Origin of the sequence: Paraburkholderia rhizosphaerae (assembly GCF_004366595.1) — a bacterium.
Classification (GTDB): domain Bacteria; phylum Pseudomonadota; class Gammaproteobacteria; order Burkholderiales; family Burkholderiaceae; genus Paraburkholderia; species Paraburkholderia rhizosphaerae.
In genome coordinates, this window is the sequence record NZ_SORE01000017.1 from 16,993 (window position 1) to 34,021 (window position 17,029).

The 17,029-nt window shown below is 62.5% G+C and carries 16 protein-coding genes; 14 read left to right on the forward strand and 2 right to left on the reverse strand.

The genetic code is table 11. The annotated features are described in order from the left end of the window. Positions 1–60: 60 nt before the first annotated feature. From BX592_RS21240 to BX592_RS21255, 4 genes are all read left to right on the forward strand, one after another. Complete coding sequence (locus tag BX592_RS21240; protein WP_134194187.1) at positions 61–1,035, forward strand: GlxA family transcriptional regulator; 975 nt, start codon at positions 61–63, stop codon at positions 1,033–1,035. A 152-nt stretch (positions 1,036–1,187) separates the two neighbouring features. Further along, positions 1,188–2,156 carry a homocysteine S-methyltransferase family protein gene (locus BX592_RS21245; protein WP_134194189.1) on the forward strand — a complete coding sequence of 323 codons (969 nt, stop codon included), beginning with the start codon at positions 1,188–1,190 and terminating at the stop codon, positions 2,154–2,156. 41 nt (positions 2,157–2,197) lie between these two features. Beyond that, positions 2,198–3,061: a DMT family transporter gene (locus tag BX592_RS21250; protein ID WP_134194191.1), complete on the forward strand. Its 864-nt coding sequence runs from the start codon at positions 2,198–2,200 to the stop codon at positions 3,059–3,061. Positions 3,062–3,213: 152 nt separating this feature from the next. Beyond that, the gene (locus tag BX592_RS21255) at positions 3,214–4,953 is read left to right on the forward strand and encodes a SulP family inorganic anion transporter (protein ID WP_134194193.1); all 1,740 of its coding nucleotides are present in this window, start codon (positions 3,214–3,216) and stop codon (positions 4,951–4,953) included. Positions 4,954–4,999: 46 nt separating this feature from the next. Here BX592_RS21255 and BX592_RS21260 read toward each other — a convergent pair whose 3' ends face one another. Next, positions 5,000–5,920, reverse strand: a complete 921-nt coding sequence (locus tag BX592_RS21260; protein WP_134194195.1) for a helix-turn-helix transcriptional regulator — start codon at positions 5,918–5,920, stop codon at positions 5,000–5,002. Between the two features lie 206 nt (positions 5,921–6,126). Here BX592_RS21260 and BX592_RS21265 point away from each other — a divergent pair, with 206 nt between their 5' ends. From BX592_RS21265 to BX592_RS21310, 10 genes are read left to right on the forward strand one after another with little or no spacing between them, the layout of a single operon-like run. Continuing rightward, positions 6,127–7,281: an ABC transporter substrate-binding protein gene (locus BX592_RS21265; protein WP_134194197.1), complete on the forward strand. Its 1,155-nt coding sequence runs from the start codon at positions 6,127–6,129 to the stop codon at positions 7,279–7,281. Beyond that, positions 7,278–8,855, forward strand: a complete 1,578-nt coding sequence (locus BX592_RS21270; RefSeq protein WP_134194199.1) for a sugar ABC transporter ATP-binding protein — start codon at positions 7,278–7,280, stop codon at positions 8,853–8,855. The genes BX592_RS21265 and BX592_RS21270 overlap by 4 nt, the downstream gene beginning before the upstream one ends. Further along, the gene (locus tag BX592_RS21275) at positions 8,839–9,813 is read left to right on the forward strand and encodes an ABC transporter permease (RefSeq protein ID WP_134194201.1); all 975 of its coding nucleotides are present in this window, start codon (positions 8,839–8,841) and stop codon (positions 9,811–9,813) included. The genes BX592_RS21270 and BX592_RS21275 overlap by 17 nt, the downstream gene beginning before the upstream one ends. Beyond that, positions 9,810–10,781, forward strand: a complete 972-nt coding sequence (locus BX592_RS21280) for an ABC transporter permease (RefSeq protein ID WP_134194203.1) — start codon at positions 9,810–9,812, stop codon at positions 10,779–10,781. Before BX592_RS21275 ends, BX592_RS21280 begins: the two co-directional genes overlap by 4 nt. 57 nt (positions 10,782–10,838) lie before the next feature. Next, the gene (locus BX592_RS21285; protein WP_134194205.1) at positions 10,839–11,909 is read left to right on the forward strand and encodes a 2,3-butanediol dehydrogenase; all 1,071 of its coding nucleotides are present in this window, start codon (positions 10,839–10,841) and stop codon (positions 11,907–11,909) included. Between the two features lie 4 nt (positions 11,910–11,913). Next, positions 11,914–12,819: an NAD(P)-dependent oxidoreductase gene (locus BX592_RS21290; protein ID WP_134194207.1), complete on the forward strand. Its 906-nt coding sequence runs from the start codon at positions 11,914–11,916 to the stop codon at positions 12,817–12,819. A gap of 47 nt (positions 12,820–12,866) precedes the next feature. Continuing rightward, positions 12,867–13,151, forward strand: a complete 285-nt coding sequence (locus tag BX592_RS21295) for a YciI family protein (RefSeq protein WP_134194209.1) — start codon at positions 12,867–12,869, stop codon at positions 13,149–13,151. A gap of 19 nt (positions 13,152–13,170) precedes the next feature. Next, entirely contained in the window at positions 13,171–14,034 is an 864-nt protein-coding gene (locus tag BX592_RS21300; protein WP_134194211.1) for an intradiol ring-cleavage dioxygenase, read from the forward strand. Next, positions 14,031–15,110: a maleylacetate reductase gene (locus BX592_RS21305; RefSeq protein WP_134194213.1), complete on the forward strand. Its 1,080-nt coding sequence runs from the start codon at positions 14,031–14,033 to the stop codon at positions 15,108–15,110. Before BX592_RS21300 ends, BX592_RS21305 begins: the two co-directional genes overlap by 4 nt. Positions 15,111–15,155: 45 nt before the next feature. Further along, entirely contained in the window at positions 15,156–16,226 is a 1,071-nt protein-coding gene (locus BX592_RS21310) for an SDR family oxidoreductase (RefSeq protein ID WP_134194215.1), read from the forward strand. Between the two features lie 101 nt (positions 16,227–16,327). Here the strand turns inward: BX592_RS21310 and BX592_RS21315 are convergent, their stop codons facing one another. Beyond that, positions 16,328–16,774 (reverse strand): Ohr family peroxiredoxin, encoded by a 447-nt coding sequence (locus tag BX592_RS21315; protein WP_134194217.1) that lies wholly within the window; start codon positions 16,772–16,774, stop codon positions 16,328–16,330. Positions 16,775–17,029: the final 255 nt, after the last annotated feature.

A 17,029-nucleotide genomic window follows, 5' to 3' on the forward strand; every position in this document is an offset into this window, starting at 1 on the left:
CGATTCTATGCAGGTAGGCTTTGGCAAAATTGCCATTTGCCCCTCGCTTTCCGCCAGATCATGTCGAACGCTCCCCGATCCATTCTGCTGCTCGCGTTTCCAGACGTGCAACTGCTCGACGTCTGTGGCCCACTGCAAGTGTTTGCGTCCGCCAATGAAATTGCGGAGCAACGCGGGCTCGACACACCTTATGTGTGTCGCGTCGTCTCAGCCGACGGTGGCCTCGTCACCTCCGCGTCCGGCCTCGCGTTACAGGCCGATCCGATTCGCGCGGTAAAAAGACCCGTTCATACGTTGATCATTCCGGGCGGGCGCGGTGTGATTGCGGCGACGGCAGATCAGCGCTTGACGCGGTGGACGCAACGGCAAGCGACGCGTGCCACGCGGGTCGCGTCGGTGTGCTCCGGCGCATTCCTGCTCGCGGAGGCTGGGCTACTGGACGGACGCCGGGTGGTCACGCACTGGGCCCGTTGCGACGAACTCGCGAGCCGGTACCCGCGGCTTCGCGTCGAAACCGATCCGATCTTCGTTCGCGACGGCACGGTATGGACATCCGCGGGCGTCACAGCGGGAATCGATCTCGCACTCGCGCTCATCGAAGAAGACCTCGGACGTTCGCTAGCGCTCGAAGTCGCTCGCGAACTCGTTGTCTTTGTGAAGCGGCCGGGTGGTCAGTCGCAGTTCAGTGCGATGCTGTCGCTGCAAAAGGCGGATGACCGGTTTGGCGAACTGCACGCGTGGATGTCCGCGCATCTGGCTTCCGATCTGTCAGTACCGATGCTTGCGAAACGCCTGCATATGAGCGAGCGCAGCTTTATGCGTCATTACAAGGCGGAAACCGGCCGAACGCCCGCGCGCGCGGTCGAGCAACTTCGCGTCGAGGCGGCGCAGCGGTTACTCGGCGAAACGGCGTGGTCGGTCAAGCGGATCGCAACCCGATGCGGATTTGGCAGTGAAGAGACGATGCGGCGCAGTTTTGTGCGTCAATTGCGCGTGGCGCCACAAACGTATCGGGAGCGTTTTTCATTTTCATGACGCCGCCGAATTCGCAAAAACAATTGAGAAACGTGGGGTTCGATTGTCATGCGGCTTTGACCGGAGTAGTTTCTCCCCGAACAAAATCCCCCTTAACGATGTTGTGCGGGCCACGCTAGTCGCCGAATGCCTTCATGACTCGCGGAGTACCCATGAGCCAGTACCGTTCCCGTTTGCCGATGCTGGATCGCGACCAGGTGTTTCTCACCCCGGGCGGGCTGGGAACATCGTTATTGTTTCGCGAAGGGCTCGATTTACCGCATTTCGCGTCCTTCGACTTGCTCAAGGATGAGAGAAGCGCCTCATTGATCGAAGACTTTTTCGACCGCTTCGCGATGCTCGCCCGGGAACGCGGCGTCGGCATGATGCTGACCACGCCGACGTGGCGCGCGAATCGCGACTGGGGACGCAAACTCGGCTATTCCGACGATGCGCTTGCCGCCGTGAACCGGCGCGCGGTCGATCTGATGCTGAAGGTTCGCTCAAAGTGGCAGACGCCCGGCATGCCTGACATCATCGCGGGCACGATCGGGCCGCGCGGCGACGGCTATCAGGCCGATGCCCGCATGAGCGCCACCGAAGCGCGTGACTATCATCATGCGCAGATCGCAACCTTTGCGGCCACTGAGGCCGATATGGTCGGGGCCAACACGCTGACCTATGTCGACGAGGCGATCGGCATTGCATATGCAGCGCGAGCGTGCGCGATGCCGCTCTTCGTTTCGTTCACCGTCGAAACCGATGGACGCCTGCCTTCGGGTGACACGTTACAGGAAGCGATCGAACGCACCGATGCGCAGACCGACGGCTATGCAGCGTTCTTCATGATCAATTGCGCGCACCCGTCGCATTTTCAATCGGCACTGCAAGCAGGCGGCGACTGGGTGCAGCGCATTCGCGGCGTGCGGGCAAACGCGTCGCGGCGCAGTCACGCCGAATTGAACGACGCATCCGAACTCGACGATGGCGACCCCGCGGACCTCGGCGAGCACTATGCGGTACTACGCAGGTTGCTGCCGAGGCTCACGATGGTCGGCGGATGTTGCGGCACCGACCTGCGCCACGCAGATCAGATATGTCGGGCCATGCAACGCGTCAGCGGGATTGAATCGCCATCCTGATCGCCCGGCCTGCAGGTGCGCGAGTACGGTATCCTACGCCGATGCATAAATATGAAATCAATCGCGCACTCGGCCTGACCCAGATTCATTTGGCGGTATTGCTCGCAGGCTGCGCCGGCCTGTTTGCGAAATTGCTGACGGTCAATGCAGCGCAATTGACGGCCGGCCGGACGGTCTTCGGAAGCCTCGCGTTACTGCTATTCGCGTTAGCTTCCAGGAAAAGCCTGCGTCTCGCGACGAAACAGGACGCGGCTGCACTTGCACTGTCCGGCGTCATACTGGCGCTGCACTGGTACAGCTTTTTTCACTCCATTCAGGTCTCGACGGTCGCAATCGGCTTGCTCGCGTTCTCGACGTTTCCGTTATTCACAACCTTTCTCGAACCGCTCGCCTTTAGCGAACGGATCCATCGCGACGACGTGATCACCGCGCTGATCGTCACGGTAGGCCTGGTGCTCGTTACGCCGAGCCTCGATTTACGGAACGAGCTGACTCAAGGTGTGCTGTGGGGAATCCTGTCGGCATTCGCGTATGCCGTGCTCGCACTGTTGAACCGTCTTTATACGGCTCGATATCCGTCGGTTAGCATTTCGTTTTATCAACAGGCGGTTGCCGCGCTATGCATTCTTCCGTTTGCATTGCAGGCGCAAACCCATATATCGCCGACCGACTGGGTTTATCTGATCGTCCTTGGTGTGGTGTTCACCGCACTGGGGCAAGGCCTCGTGGTCGCGAGCCTGAAGCATCTCAGCGCTCAAACCACCAGCGTCGTGTTCGGTCTTGAACCCGTATACGGCATTGCGTTGGCGTGGCTGCTGATCGGCGAAACACCTGCGATCCGAACCGCGGTCGGTGGCGGCCTGATCTGCAGCGCCGTGTTCGTCGCATCGTTCAGGCGACGCTAGCATCCGCAGCGCCGACCCATGCGGCATAGAAGGACCCGCGCGTCCATTCAGACGTCACCACGCCGCATGTTTACCACTACACTTGACACTTCAGGCTCGCCCGCGCGCCGTTCAGCAACGACAGCGCGCCCCACTCTCGTCGCGTCTTCGATATGGCCTCGCCTGCTGCAGACCGTCGTACAGTGCTTGCCCGTCTCGCACGACTCGCGCCGGGCCTGGCCTCCTTCGTCCACTACCGCCGCGATGACCTGCGCCATGACATCGTGGCGGGCGTGTGCGTCGCATCGGTCGCGTTGCCGGTCGGTGTTGCGTACGCGGAGCTGGCTGGCTTCAATCCCGCTATTGGCCTCTACTCGTGCTTATGGCCGCTCGTCGCCTATGCGCTGTTCGGCACGTCGCGACAGCTGATCGTCGGCCCCGATGCGGCAACCTGCGCGTTGATCGCCGCGGCGTTGACGCCGTTCGCGGCGCCAGGCTCCGATGCGTACCTGGCGCTGTCGGCAACGCTCACATTCGTCGCAGGATTGATTTGCATCGCGGCGGGTTGGGTCGGCCTCGGCGCGTGTGCGGACTTTCTGTCCCGGCCGATTCTCACCGGCTTTATGAACGGCATTGCGATTTCAATCGCGCTGGGGCAGGTCGGCAAACTGCTCGGCTTCAAGATTGCATCGACCGGCATCATTCGCCCGTTTATCGAAATCGTCGAGAAGATCGGGCAAACTCATTGGCCGACGCTAGCGGTCGGGTCAGGCGCGTTTGCGCTGCTCATTGCGCTGCCCAAGCTAGCGCCTCGGGTGCCGACCGCGCTGGCGACGCTCGCGATTGCCGCGGGCGTCGTCGGCCTCTTTTCGCTTGATTCATACGGGGTGCGCACGATAGGCGCGGTACCGCCCGGCTTGCCATGGCTCACGCTGCCGACCCTGTCGTTCACGAAGCTCGACACACTTGTCGTCGATGCCGCCGGTATCGCGCTCATTTCGTTTTGCAGCGCGATGCTGACCGCACGAAGTTTCGCCGCGAGAAACCACTACGAAATCGACGATGACCGCGAATTCGCCGCGATTGGCGCGGCCAATATCGTGTCGTCGCTGACGCAGGGGTTTGCGATCAGCGGCGCGGACTCACGCACCGCGATGAACGATATGGCGGGCGGCCGCACGCAAATGGCTTCGCTGGTTGCGGCCGCATCGATTGGCCTGGTGCTCGTGTTTCTCACGAAGCCGCTGCAATACGTGCCGACGCCGGCGCTCGGTGCGGTGCTGGTAATGGCGGCCGTGTCGCTCGTCGATCTCGCGACACTGAGGACGTTATGGCGCGAGTCGCGCAGCGAGTTCTTCATCTGCATATCGGCAACTCTTGGCGTCGTGCTGTTCGGCTCGCTAAGAGGCATCCTGCTAGCGGTCGTACTTGCGTTGTTCCGCTTTATTCGCCTCGTCGCGCGGCCATCGTGCGAGGTGCTCGGCACAGTGGAAGGCATGAAAGGTTTTCACAGCATTGCCCGTCATGCAGACGCGCGTCAAACGCCGGGCCTTTGCCTGTTCCGTTTCAATGCGCCGATCGTCTTTTTCAACGCACGGCATTTCCGACTGTCCGTGCTCAATGCGATTGATGCGAGCGTTCCAACGCCGACATGGTTCGTGCTAGATGCGATTACCGTGACCTCCGTCGATGTGACGGGGCGACGCGTCGTCGAAGAATTGCGCGAAGAACTCGGCCGTCGCGGTGTGACCTTCGTGTTGGCCGGACGGCGAACGCAGCGGCTGGAGTGGCGCGAGAAACACGGACTGCGCCACGCCGCGGATAATCAGCTTCACTATCCGACGCTCAGAGCCGCGGTCCAGGCTTTTCACGCGATGCGCAAGCCAAAGAAGCCGTCGCAGTCGCCGACGTAGTTCGGCGTATCGACAGTCAAAGCGGGGGTACCGCGACGCCCCGGTATCACCCGACAGTGCCGGTCCCCGACGCCCGCGCCTTCCGAAACGTATCGAGCACCGTCGCCGCTTCAAACGGACCGCTCGCACTCTTCGTGCTCTTCATCAATGCATCGATGCGCTGCGCGGTATCGGTCGACGGCGCGGGCGTGTAAACCATGATGCGCATCCCCGGCGCGTCGGGCACCTCCAGCGACAACGCATCCAGTTCAAGCACCCCTGCGACCGGATGCTCGATCACCTTGCGCCAGTCGCTGCGCTTGAGCACCTCATGCTCGGCCCACCAGCGGCAGAAATCCGCATCGGTATCGTTCAGTTCTTCGACGAGGTCACGCAAAAAGACTTCGCCCGATGGCCGCAGGATGTAATCGCCGCGGAACTGCGCGAGCACGCATTTCGCGTACGCATCCCAGCCTCGAAACAGCGTGCGCGCGCCATCGTGCTGGAAGGTGAACCACAGCAGATTGCAGCGCCCGGCCGGCATCTTCCGGAAGTCGGTGAACACGCGTGTGGCCGCGTCGTTCCACGTCACATAGTTCCAGTTGCCGTCGACCACGTACGCGGGCATGTTGCCGAGTTGATCGAGCATGCGACGCACGGTATCGGTAACGTTCTGCGCAATCGGATAAGGGCCGGGCGGCGTGTAGTGATTGGCCAGTTCGAACAGATGCGTGCGTTCATGCGGTGAAAGCTTCAGCGCATTCGCGAGGCTTTCAATTGTCTTGAACGATACGTTGACTTCCCTGCCCTGCTCGAGCCACGCGTACCAGGTCACGCTAATACCCGCGCGCTCCGCGACTTCTTCGCGGCGCAGCCCGGGCGTCTTGCGCCGGCTGCCGCACGGGAAATCGACGTCTTCCGGCCGCAGACGCGCGCGCCGCGTCTTGAGGAAATCAGCCAGTTCGTTCAAACGCTGCTGCTTCTCCATCTGTCGTCTCCTCGCTATCCCTGTTACTGCCATTACTAGTAATAGCAATTGCTAGATGCACCCCGTCAACCATGCCACATTGGCGCCGTCGGGATGCACATCGAGTCCAGCACGGTAGCGCCAGATTATAGATCGCGTCAGCGCATGCGCGATGGTCGAAAAGTGCGAATTCCCCGGCAAAAACCAGAACATTTACGGAGACAATCATGCGTCGTTCGACCCGCTTTCAACGTGCGAGCGTGCTCGCCGCCGCGGCTTTCATGCTCGCCGCTCCTTTGTCCGCGCACGCGGACTACACCGGCGCGCCGCGTACGTTCCTGTTCAATCCGGCCGTGCAGATCCCGTTCTCCGATACCGCAAAGTTCAAGAAAAAGCCCCCGTATGTGATCGGCTTTTCAAACGCGGGGCTCGGCGACAGCTGGCGTGTTGTGATGCAGCAATCGTTGATGAAGGAAGCCTCGGAGCACCCCGACCTCATCAAGCAGTTGCTGATCACGAACGGCAACATGGACGATGCGAAGCAGGCCGCGGATATCCAGGATCTGATCTCGCGCGGTGTCGACCTGCTGATCGTGAGCGCGAATACGCAGAAGGCGCTCGACCCGGTCGTCACGCGCGCGATGAAACAGGGCATTCCGGTCGTGATGGTCGACCGTCGAATTTCGTCGGATAACTTTGTTTCGTTCGTCACCGGCTCCGACGCGATGATGGGCCGGTTGTGGGCGCAATGGATTGTCGAGAAGCTGCACGGCAAGGGCAATGTGATCATGCTCGCGGGCCAGGCGGGTTCGAGCGTCAGCGCGGACCGCGAAGCGGCCGCGCATCAGGTGTTCTCGCAGTACCCGGGCATCAAGGTGCTCGACACCGTGTATTCGGACTGGAGTCCCGTTAAAGCCAAGCAGCAGATGCAGGCGATGATCGCGAAATACGGACACAGCATCAACGCGGTGTGGTGCGCGCATGGCCTGCCGGTCGCGGGTTCGATCGACGCGTTCGTCGCAGCCGGTTTCAAGCCCGGTGAAATTCCGCCGCATACGACCGCCGACCTCAACGGGCCGCTGCAACTTGCGCTGAAGTACAAGATCCCGATGCTCGAAATCGGCTATCCTCCATCGATGGGCAGCACGTCGCTCGATGTCGCGCTCAAGGTGCTGCAAGGGCAGTCGCTGCCGAAAATCTACGAAATCAGCCCTCAGATCGCGCTGACGCGCGGCGATGAAACAGCGTCGGTCCCGCATCCGGATCAGTACATCGACCAGGTCGTCGATGCGAAAGGGCCGCCCGACGAGATTATCGATAGCGGCATGGGGCCGGGCTACAACCCGTCGACATTCAAGGTCAAGCTGCCGGGTGAGAAATGAACGAACGCGCACCCAGCGCCGCGGGTGAGCATCGCGGTGCCTCATCGCAGCCCGATGTGATCGAAGCGGTCGGCATCACCAAGCAGTTCCCCGGCGTCAAGAGTCTCGACGCGGTGAGCTTCGGCGTGCGCGGCGGCGAGATTCATGCGCTGGTCGGTGAAAACGGCGCAGGCAAATCGACGCTGATGAAAGTGCTCGCGGGCGCTTACACGCCGGACGACGGCGAACTACGCTTCGATGGGCAACCTGTGCAGTGGAAATCGCCTGCGGACGCGAAAGCGCGCGGCATTCACATCATCTATCAGGAACTCGTGTTGTTCCCGCAGTCGAGCGTCGCGCAGAACATCCTCGCGGGAATCGAACCGCGTACGCGGCTGGGTTCCATCGATCATCGCGCGATGAACGAACGCGCCGCGGCATTGCTTCGCGAACTCGGCGTGCAACTCGATCCGCGTGAGCGCGTCGGTGCGCTGTCCGTGGCCAACCAGCAGATGGTCGAGATCGCGAAGGCGATGGCAAGCGAAATTCGCGTGCTGATTCTCGACGAGCCGACGGCCGTTATCGCCGGCAAGGAAGTGCAGCTGCTGTTTCAGCGCTTACGCGTGCTGCGCGAACGCGGTGTCGCGATCATCTACATCTCGCACCGCCTCGATGAAATTTTCGAGCTTTGCGACCGCGTGACCGTGATGAAAGACGGCTGCAAGATCGGCACGCAGCCGGTGGCGGACACGTCGCACGACGCGCTCGTCCGGATGATGGTCGGCCGCGAAATGAAAGACATCTACCCGCCGAAGGCTCATCAGGATAGCAACGGTACGGTACTGATGAAAGTCGCAGGCCTGCATGTCGGCAGCCGCGTCGTCGATGCGTCGCTGTCGGTGCGCGCCGGCGAAATCGTCGGTCTCGCCGGCATGGTCGGCTCCGGGCGCACCGAGCTCGCATCGGGCATCTTCGGCGCGCTGCCCGCACGCGGCAGCATCGAGGTACGCGGCACGCACCACACACGCATGACGCCTGCCACGGCAATCCGGCTCGGCCTCGGCTTCGTCACCGAAGACCGCAAGTCAGAAGGCCTGCTGATGTACCTGAATGTCGCGCAAAACGTCACCGCAGCGACGTTGCGGCGCGTGTCGCGTTTCGGGCTGCTGCGCGCGAACCATGAACGCGCCGCGGGCGCGCACGCAATTCGTGAATACAGCGTTGCCGGCGCCCGGCCGACCGGCAGCGTCGCGACGCTATCGGGAGGCAACCAGCAGAAAGTGCTGATCAGCCGCTGGGTTCGCGTATGCACCAGCGTGCTGATTCTCGACGAACCGACGCGCGGCGTCGATATCGGCGCGAAGGCGGAAATCTACCGGCTGATGCGGCAACTGACGGAGCGCGGCCTCGGCATCCTGATGATCAGTTCCGAGCTGCAGGAAGTGATCGGCATGTCCGACCGCGTACTGGTGATGCGCGAAGGGCGTATCGCCGGCGAGCTCAGCGGCGAGCGGATGACCGAACAGCAGATCATGGCGCTCGCGACGGGCTCGCGGTCCACACCCACCGGAGGGGCTCATGCGTCTGCTCACTGACAACCCGCCCGCGTTTTTCCGGCGCCACGTCGCACCGAACGGCGCCGGCTATATCGTCGCGGGTCTGATCGTCGTGTTGCTGGTTGCGGGCGCAAGCGTCAGCGACCGCTTTTCGACGCTTTCGAATCTGCTCAATATCCATCAGCAGTCGACCGGGCTCGCGCTCGTCGCGCTCGGCCAGACGCTTGCCGTGCTCACCGGCGGCATCGATCTGTCCGTCGGCTCGCTGATCAGCGTAACCGCGACGCTCACATCCGGCCTGTCGGACAGCACGCAAGGCGCATGGCAAATAGCGATTGCCGCCGCGCTTGGTTTGTCGATTGTCGTTGGCCTGCTGAACGGCCTGCTCGTGCTTTGGCTTCGCGTGCATCCGCTGATCGTCACGCTCGGCATGGGTGCGGTGCTGCAAGGCGGCATCCTGTACTACGCGAACGGCCCGGCCGGCGCCGTGCCGGACGGCTTCGACGCATTGGCCTACGGCCGATACGCAAACCTGCCCGTGACCGCCACCATCGTACTGCTGCTGTACGTCGCCATGTCGTACTTCATGCGCAACACGCGGCTCGGACGCTACGTGTACCTCGTCGGCGATGACGACAACGCAGCGACGCTAGCGGGCATTCCCCGCAAGCGCGTGATTCTGTTCGTCTACACATTCTCAGCGTTCTGCGCGGGTTTGACGGGCGTCTACCTCGCGGCCCAGTTCGGCTCCGGCCAGCCATATCTCGGCGCGAACTACACGCTCGCGTCCATCACCCCCGTGGTGGTTGGCGGCACGATTCTGAGCGGCGGACGCGGTGGCGTGATCGGCACGCTACTCGGCGTGTATCTGCTCAGCATGCTGAACAACCTGATCAACTTTGCCGGCGTGCCTTCGCAATACCAGTTGATCGTGCAAGGCATCGCGATCATCGCCGCTGTATGCGTGAACGTTCAGCAGAAACGGAGGATCGCATGAACCCGGTGGCTCCGCGTCGTGATACCGCGCCCGCGCGCGCCCTTCCGCTGGCGCTCGTGCAACGCTACGGTATCTATCTGTTTCTGGTGCTGCTTATCGCGTTGTCGGGCGCATGGTCGCCGACCTTCCTGCGCATCGACAACGTGCTCAATATGCTCGTGCAGTTCGCTCCGCTCGGCATCGTGGTTATCGGGCAGACGTTCGTCATTCTGGTCGGCGGACTCGACCTCTCCGTTGCGTCCGTAATGGCGACGGCTGCCGTCATCGCGACAGCATTCGACAGCACCAACCACTCCGCGCCCGCCATTTTCGGCATCACGTTCGTTCTATCTGTGGGCGCTGGGCTGCTCAACGGCCTGCTCGTGACGAAGCGCCAGGTATCGCCGTTCCTCGCGACGTTCGCGACAGCCGTCGTGCTTGACGGCTTGCGCTTTGCGTACACCCAGGGCGCACCGTCAGGCAACGTGCCGCCGCTCTTTCACGTGATGGGCACGGGCTCGATTGCCGGTATCCCGGTCAACGTGCTGATGCTGGCGGTATGCGCTGCGCTATTCGGCACGCTGCTGCATCTGTCGACATTCGGGCGCCGCGTGTACATGGTCGGGGGCAACCCGATCGCCGCGAAGCTGGTCGGCGTCAGCCCGGATACCGTGCGTATCGCCTGCTATGTGATCAGTGCGCTGCTTGCCGGGCTCGCCGGCCTCACGTTATCCGGCTACGTCGGCATCGTCGATAACTGGGTGGGGCGCGGCTTCGAGCTCGACTCGATCGTCGCCGCGGTGATGGGCGGACTCGCACTCTCCGGCGGCCGCGGCTCGTTGCCTGGCGCGCTGGCGGGCGCCGCGATCCTTGTCATCGTGTTCAACATCGTGCTGCTGCTCGGCATGCCGGTGCAGGCACAGATCATCGTGAAGGGCGCCATCATCATCGCCGCATCCGCGTGCTACGTGAGCCGCCAGCGCCGCTGACATTTTCCAGTTGCATAAGGCCATCTGAAATGGCCCGTTCATCATAGGAGTCGAGACATGAGAGCTGTACGTTTCCATTGTGCCCATGATATCCGCGTCGAAAACGTGCCGGACCCGACCGGCATGGGCGCGAATCAGATGATTGTGAAGCCGCTATGGTGCGGCATCTGCGGCACCGATCTGCATGAATACCAGGCAGGCCCGATTGTCGTGCCGACCGAGCCGCACGCGTTGACCGGCGCAAAAGCGCCGCAGGTGCTGGGCCACGAATTCAGCGCCGAAGTGGTCGAAGTCGGCAAGGACGTGAAAAACGTCCAGCGCGGCGACCGGATCTCGGTGATGCCGCTCGCGTCATGCGGCCAGTGCTACTACTGCGTGCGCGGCATGCGCCATCTGTGTACGAAGATGGGTTGCGTCGGCTTGAGCTGGGATGGCGGCGGCATGGCCGAATACACCGTGCTCAACGACTATCACGCGAATCGCCTGCCCGATAACGTGAACGACAAACAGGGCGCGCTGATCGAACCGGCGGCCGTCGCGCTGTACGCGGTGGACCGCGGCGACGTGACCGTCGGCTCGACTGTGCTGATTACCGGCGCGGGACCGATCGGCGTGCTGGCCGCGCTCGCGTGCCATGCGGCGGGCGCGACGAAGATATTCGTTAGCGAACCGAATGCGGCACGCGCTGCGAAGATGGCCAGTTTCGGCGTGACGACCGAGATATTCGATCCGTCGGACGGTGAACTGCCGCAAAAGATTCGCGACCTGACCGACGGCGTCGGCGTCGATGTCGCGATCGAATGCGCGGGTAACCAGCATGCGCTCAATGCCTGCGTCGATGCGGTGCGCTCGGCCGGCGCGGTCGTGCAGGCAGGCCTGCATGTCGGCAAGGCGAGCGTCGACCCGATGAAATGGTCACTCAAGGACATCCGCATCGAAGGGACGTGGTGCTATCCGGTGACGATCTGGCCGCGCATCATCGGCATGATCGCGAACGGCAAATTCCCGGTGGAAAAACTGATCCACGATCTGATCGATGCGGACGACGTCGTTGAAAAAGGCTTCGATGTGTTGAGCGACAAAGGCAGCGACAAGATGAAGATTCTCATCAATCCTCAGACACGGTGACGACATGGCGCAACATCAACAGCAGGACAACGCACGCATCGGCTGGCTTGGCCTCGGCAAAATGGGCACGCCGATCGTGCGCAATCTGCTCAATGCCGGATTCGATGTAACCGTCTACGACGTCGATCAACAGCGCGTGGACGAAGCCGTGCAACTCGGCGCACATCGCGCCGCCGACATTCCAGGCGTCGCGCGCGCCGCGCAACGCGTGTTCTCGATCATTCCCGATGACGCGGTGCTACGAAAGGTCGCACTCGGCAAGGATGGCGTCATCGCAAACGCAAACGGCGGCGCGGTTTATATCGACATGAGCACCGTTTCGCCGGCCGTGTCCGGCGAAGTCCGCGATGCCGCGCGCGGCCGTGGAGTCAGCTACATCTGCGCGCCGGTGTCGGGCAGCACGGTGCTCGCGGAGAAAGCGCAGCTGACCGTTTTCGCATCCGGTCCCGAGCAGGCGTATGCGCATACGTTGCCGGTCTTCCAGGCCATTTCGGCACGCCAGTACTACGTTGGCGCTGACCAGCAGGCGCGCTATCTGAAACTCGCGATCAATCATCTGGTCGGCTCGACCGCGGTGCTGCTCGCCGAAGCACTCACACTCGGCACGAAGGGCGGCGTAGACTGGACCGACATGCTGACGGTCATCGGCGATAGCGTGGCCGCATCGCCGCTCGTCAAATACAAGCTGGGGCCGCTGAAGGAACGCGACTTCTCCGCAGCGTTTTCGGCAAAGCAGATGCTGAAAGACATGTCGCTCGTCGTCGATGCCGGCAACGAGGCCGGTGTACCGATGGCGGCCGCGGCGCTCGTGCGCGAGCAGTTCGCGCAGTACGCGCAAGGCGATGGCGCGGAACTGGACTTCTTCTCGATCGTCCGCGCGGTCGAAGCGCACGCGGGTATTGCCCGCTAATTGCCCCCTGGGCCCACCAAACTCTCTGATTCCTTTCTGGAGCCACCATGCACTACACCGTCTACTGCCTCGATCACGACAACATGGTCGAGCGCCGGCTAGCGCACTACGAAGCGCACAAGGCCTATCTCGCGACCGCGCCGGTCAAAATGGTGATGTCGGGTCCACTGCTCGCCGGCGACGAAAAGACTATGATCGGAAGCTTCTTTCTGTATGAAGCCGACGACATTGGCGACGTGACGCGCTTTAACAGCAACGACCCTTTCAACAAGGTGGGAATCTGGCGCACGGTCGATATCCGACCGTTTCTGAAGCGCGTCGACAACCGCTAACCGTACATCGGATTCGACCATGCGAAATCTCGACGAGAACACGATCACTGAAGCCGTTCTGGCTCGTCATGCGCAAGCCACCGACGAACGGCTCAAACACATCGTGACGAGTCTGGTAAAACACCTGCATGCGTTCGCGCGCGAAGTGAACCTGACCGAGAGCGAGTGGGAAGCGGGTATCCGCTTTCTGACCGAAGTCGGCCATATCACTGACGAGCATCGCCAGGAGTTCATTCTGCTATCGGACACGCTCGGCCTGTCGATGCTGGTCACCGCGCTCGCGCATCGCAAGCCTGCAGGCTGCACCGAAGCGACCGTATTCGGCCCGTTCTTTGTCGACAACGCGCCGCCCTATAACAATGGCGACGATGTCGCGAACGGTGCGCCCGGCGAGCCCTGTTTCGTGTCGGGCGCCGTGCGCGGGCCCAACGGCGAGGCGGTAAGCGGCGCGCGCATCGAGGTATGGCAAGCAGACGCCAAGGGCCTCTACGACGTCCAATACAACGACACCGGCACGCACCGCGCGCGCGGCGTGTTGCACAGCTTGCCGGACGGCCGTTATCACTTCCGCTCGATCGTCGCCGAACCGTATCCGATTCCACATGACGGCCCGGTCGGACGCATGCTTGATGCGCTCGGGCGGCATCCATGGCGGCCCGCGCATCTGCATTTCATGATCACCGCGCCCGGTTACGAGCGGCTCGTCACGCATGTGTTCCGCGAAGGCGACCGCTACCTCGACTCCGATGCGGTGTTCGGCGTGCGTTCGTCGCTGATCGCGCAATGGCACCGGCATCCGGCCGGCACCGCGCCTGACGGCACCGCGATGGCCACACCATACAGCACGCTCGAGTTCGACTTCGTCCTGAACCGCTCGACATGATCTCATTCACTTACACCAGCCGGCCCGGCCGAATCGTGTTCGGCACAGGTTCGCTCGACCAGCTTGCGGCCGAACTCGATGAACTGTGCATCCGCCGCGCGCTCGTTCTATGCACGCCGGAGCAGCGCTTTCTCGCTGACCGCGTGCGTAAGCTTGCGGGCGAGCGCTGCGTCGATATCTTCGATCAGGCAGTGATGCACGTGCCGGTCGAAACCGCCCAGGCCGCCGTGGGCGCCGCACACGCCGCGGGCGCGGACGGACTCGTCGCAGCGGGCGGCGGCTCCACGCTCGGTCTCGCGAAAGCGATCGCGCTCGAAACCTCGTTGCCGATCCTCGCGATTCCTACGACTTATGCCGGATCTGAAGTCACGCCGATCTACGGCTTGACCTCCGCCACCGAGAAGAAAACCGGCAAGAGCTATCGCGTGCTGCCGCGCACCGTGATTTACGATGCGTCGCTGACGCTCACGCTACCGGCAGCGCTCTCGGCAACCAGCGGCCTGAATGCGATTGCGCATGCCGCCGAAGGGCTGTACGCACAGGATGCGAACCCGGTGATGTCGCTGTTTGCCGAAGAAGGGATACGCAGCCTCGCGCGCGCGTTGCCGAAAATCGTCGCGCGGCCCGACGACATCGAAGCGCGCGAACTCGCGCAATATGGCGCATGGCTGTGCGGAACGGTGCTCGGCAATGTCGGCATGGCGCTGCATCACAAGCTCTGTCATACGCTTGGCGGAAAATTCAATCTGCCGCATGCGGAAACTCATGCGGTGATGCTGCCGTACTCGATGGCGTTCAATCTGCCGGTCGCACCCGACGCGCAGCAGCGCCTCGCGCGAGCACTCGATGCGCAAGATCCGGCCGCCGCGTTGCACGCGCTCGGACGCGCGCTCGGCGCGCCGCCTTCGCTGAGCGCGCTCGGTTTGCGCGCAGCGGACCTCGACACCGCCGCGAGCGCCGCGATGCAGGCGCCCTACTACAATCCGCGACCGCTCTCTTACGACGCGGTCCACCGTTTGCTGCAATTCGCACTCGAAGGCATCCAGCCGGACTGCCGGATATTCGAACGCGAATAGCGCACTTTCCCCCGCGTAACAGGCATTTTTTTGATCTCACTGACCATGGAAAAAAAGGCACTCATCATCGGTGCGACGGGTATTGTCGGCGGCAATCTCGCGCAACATCTGCTCACGCGAGGCGACTGGCGCGTGACCGGGCTTTCTCGCGGGCGCACCGCGCTTCACGCCGGCGTCGAATCGGTCGCGGCCGATCTGACTTCGCCGGAATCGGTGGCCCACGCATTGAGCGGCCGCGACTTCAGTCACGTGTTTTTTACCGCGTGGTCGCGGCAGGCGAACGAACGCGAGAACATCCGCGTCAACGGCGCCATGGTGCAACACGTGCTGGACGCCGTCGGGCCGACCGGCAAACTGCAACACGCGGCGCTCGTCACCGGGCTCAAGCACTACCTCGGCCCGTTCGAAGCGTACGCGCAAGGCAATGTGCCGCTGACGCCGTTTCGTGAAGAGCAAGGCAGGCAGCCCGTCGATAACTTCTACTATGAGCAGGAAGATCGTGTGTTCGACGCGGCCCGCAAATACGGCTTCGGCTGGAGCGTGCATCGTCCGCATACGATTATCGGCTTCGCGTTAGGCAACGCGATGAACATGGGCGTGACGCTCGCCGCTTATGCGACGTTGTGCAAGGAGACGCAGCAGCCGTTCGTGTTCCCCGGCTCTCCCGCGCAATGGAACTGCCTTACCGATATGACCGATGCGCGACTGCTCGCACGCCATCTGGAATGGGCGGCCACCTCGCCGAACGCGCGCAATGAAGATTTCAACGTCGTAAATGGCGACGTGTTCCGCTGGAAATGGATGTGGTCTCGTATCGCGAACTACTTCGGTATCGACGCGGCGCCATTCGACGGACAAACGCGGCCGCTCGAAACACGCATGCAGCATGCGGGCAAGCAATGGGCGGAGATCGCCGCGCGCCATCAGTTGAAAGAGCCCGCCATCGACCGGCTGGTATCGTGGTGGCACACGGATGCGGACCTTGGTCGCCCAATGGAAGTGCTGACCGATATGACGAAGAGCCGCAAAGCCGGCTTTCTCGACTACCAGAGCACGCCGGATGCGTTCTTCGAACTGTTCGACCGCCTGAAGGCCGAGCGGATTATTCCGGCGTAAACGCAGTCACGCGCGTCACGCGGGTTACGCGCATCCGGCTCGCGGGGGCGCGTGCATCACGAGCACGCGCCCCCGTGCGCCGACCTGCAAGAATCGCTGCGTCAGATCACATTAATCGCTACATCGATGTTGCCACGCGTCGCCTTCGAATACGGGCAGATCTGATCGGCCGCATGCACGATGGCCTGCGCTACATCGCGTGCAATGCCCGGCATGCTCACTTCGATGCGCGCGGCGAGCAGATACGCATCACCGCTCTTGCCGAGATCGACCGCGATATCCAGCGCGAGGTCGTGCGGCAGTTCGACCTTCTGTTCTTTCGCCGCGAGCCCGATCGCGGAAATCAGACACGCCGACCATGCGCCCGCGAACATTTGCTCCGCGGTCGGATGCGCTTGAATGGCCGGGAATGCGTATTCCGGCAGTGCGCGATTGCGCGGCGCCGACAGCTTGATGTCGAGACGCTCTTCGCGTCCGCGCGAATGGGCGTCGTGGTTGACGGTCGTGTGCGTCTTGCCAGTGGTCAGGACAGTGTCGATTCGGGTCATTGTGAACTCCTTGGTTCGGTGGGTAGACAGGTATGCCGCCATTTAAATCGCATGCGATCTAATCGCATGGACCGAATAATGGTCGATCAACCTGAAAAAGTCAATCGCATGCGATTTAATCGTTCGATATAACCGATAGCGGCAGCCAAACGGCCCGTGGCGCCGGGACGCCTCGCGCCCCGCGCGTAGGGGCGCCGCAAGAATGCCTGGCCGCGTTGCGGCAACTCGACTACCCTCTCCATTGGATTGTTGGCC

Coding starts and splice junctions, on each gene's coding strand:
- BX592_RS21240 (WP_134194187.1), top strand. CDS start 61: ATGTCGAACGCTCCCCGATCCATTCTGCTGCTCGCGTTTCCAGACGTG.
- BX592_RS21245 (WP_134194189.1), top strand. CDS start 1,188: ATGAGCCAGTACCGTTCCCGTTTGCCGATGCTGGATCGCGACCAGGTG.
- BX592_RS21250 (WP_134194191.1), top strand. CDS start 2,198: ATGCATAAATATGAAATCAATCGCGCACTCGGCCTGACCCAGATTCAT.
- BX592_RS21255 (WP_134194193.1), top strand. CDS start 3,214: ATGGCCTCGCCTGCTGCAGACCGTCGTACAGTGCTTGCCCGTCTCGCA.
- BX592_RS21260 (WP_134194195.1), bottom strand. CDS start 5,920: ATGGAGAAGCAGCAGCGTTTGAACGAACTGGCTGATTTCCTCAAGACG.
- BX592_RS21265 (WP_134194197.1), top strand. CDS start 6,127: ATGCGTCGTTCGACCCGCTTTCAACGTGCGAGCGTGCTCGCCGCCGCG.
- BX592_RS21270 (WP_134194199.1), top strand. CDS start 7,278: ATGAACGAACGCGCACCCAGCGCCGCGGGTGAGCATCGCGGTGCCTCA.
- BX592_RS21275 (WP_134194201.1), top strand. CDS start 8,839: ATGCGTCTGCTCACTGACAACCCGCCCGCGTTTTTCCGGCGCCACGTC.
- BX592_RS21280 (WP_134194203.1), top strand. CDS start 9,810: ATGAACCCGGTGGCTCCGCGTCGTGATACCGCGCCCGCGCGCGCCCTT.
- BX592_RS21285 (WP_134194205.1), top strand. CDS start 10,839: ATGAGAGCTGTACGTTTCCATTGTGCCCATGATATCCGCGTCGAAAAC.
- BX592_RS21290 (WP_134194207.1), top strand. CDS start 11,914: ATGGCGCAACATCAACAGCAGGACAACGCACGCATCGGCTGGCTTGGC.
- BX592_RS21295 (WP_134194209.1), top strand. CDS start 12,867: ATGCACTACACCGTCTACTGCCTCGATCACGACAACATGGTCGAGCGC.
- BX592_RS21300 (WP_134194211.1), top strand. CDS start 13,171: ATGCGAAATCTCGACGAGAACACGATCACTGAAGCCGTTCTGGCTCGT.
- BX592_RS21305 (WP_134194213.1), top strand. CDS start 14,031: ATGATCTCATTCACTTACACCAGCCGGCCCGGCCGAATCGTGTTCGGC.
- BX592_RS21310 (WP_134194215.1), top strand. CDS start 15,156: ATGGAAAAAAAGGCACTCATCATCGGTGCGACGGGTATTGTCGGCGGC.
- BX592_RS21315 (WP_134194217.1), bottom strand. CDS start 16,774: ATGACCCGAATCGACACTGTCCTGACCACTGGCAAGACGCACACGACC.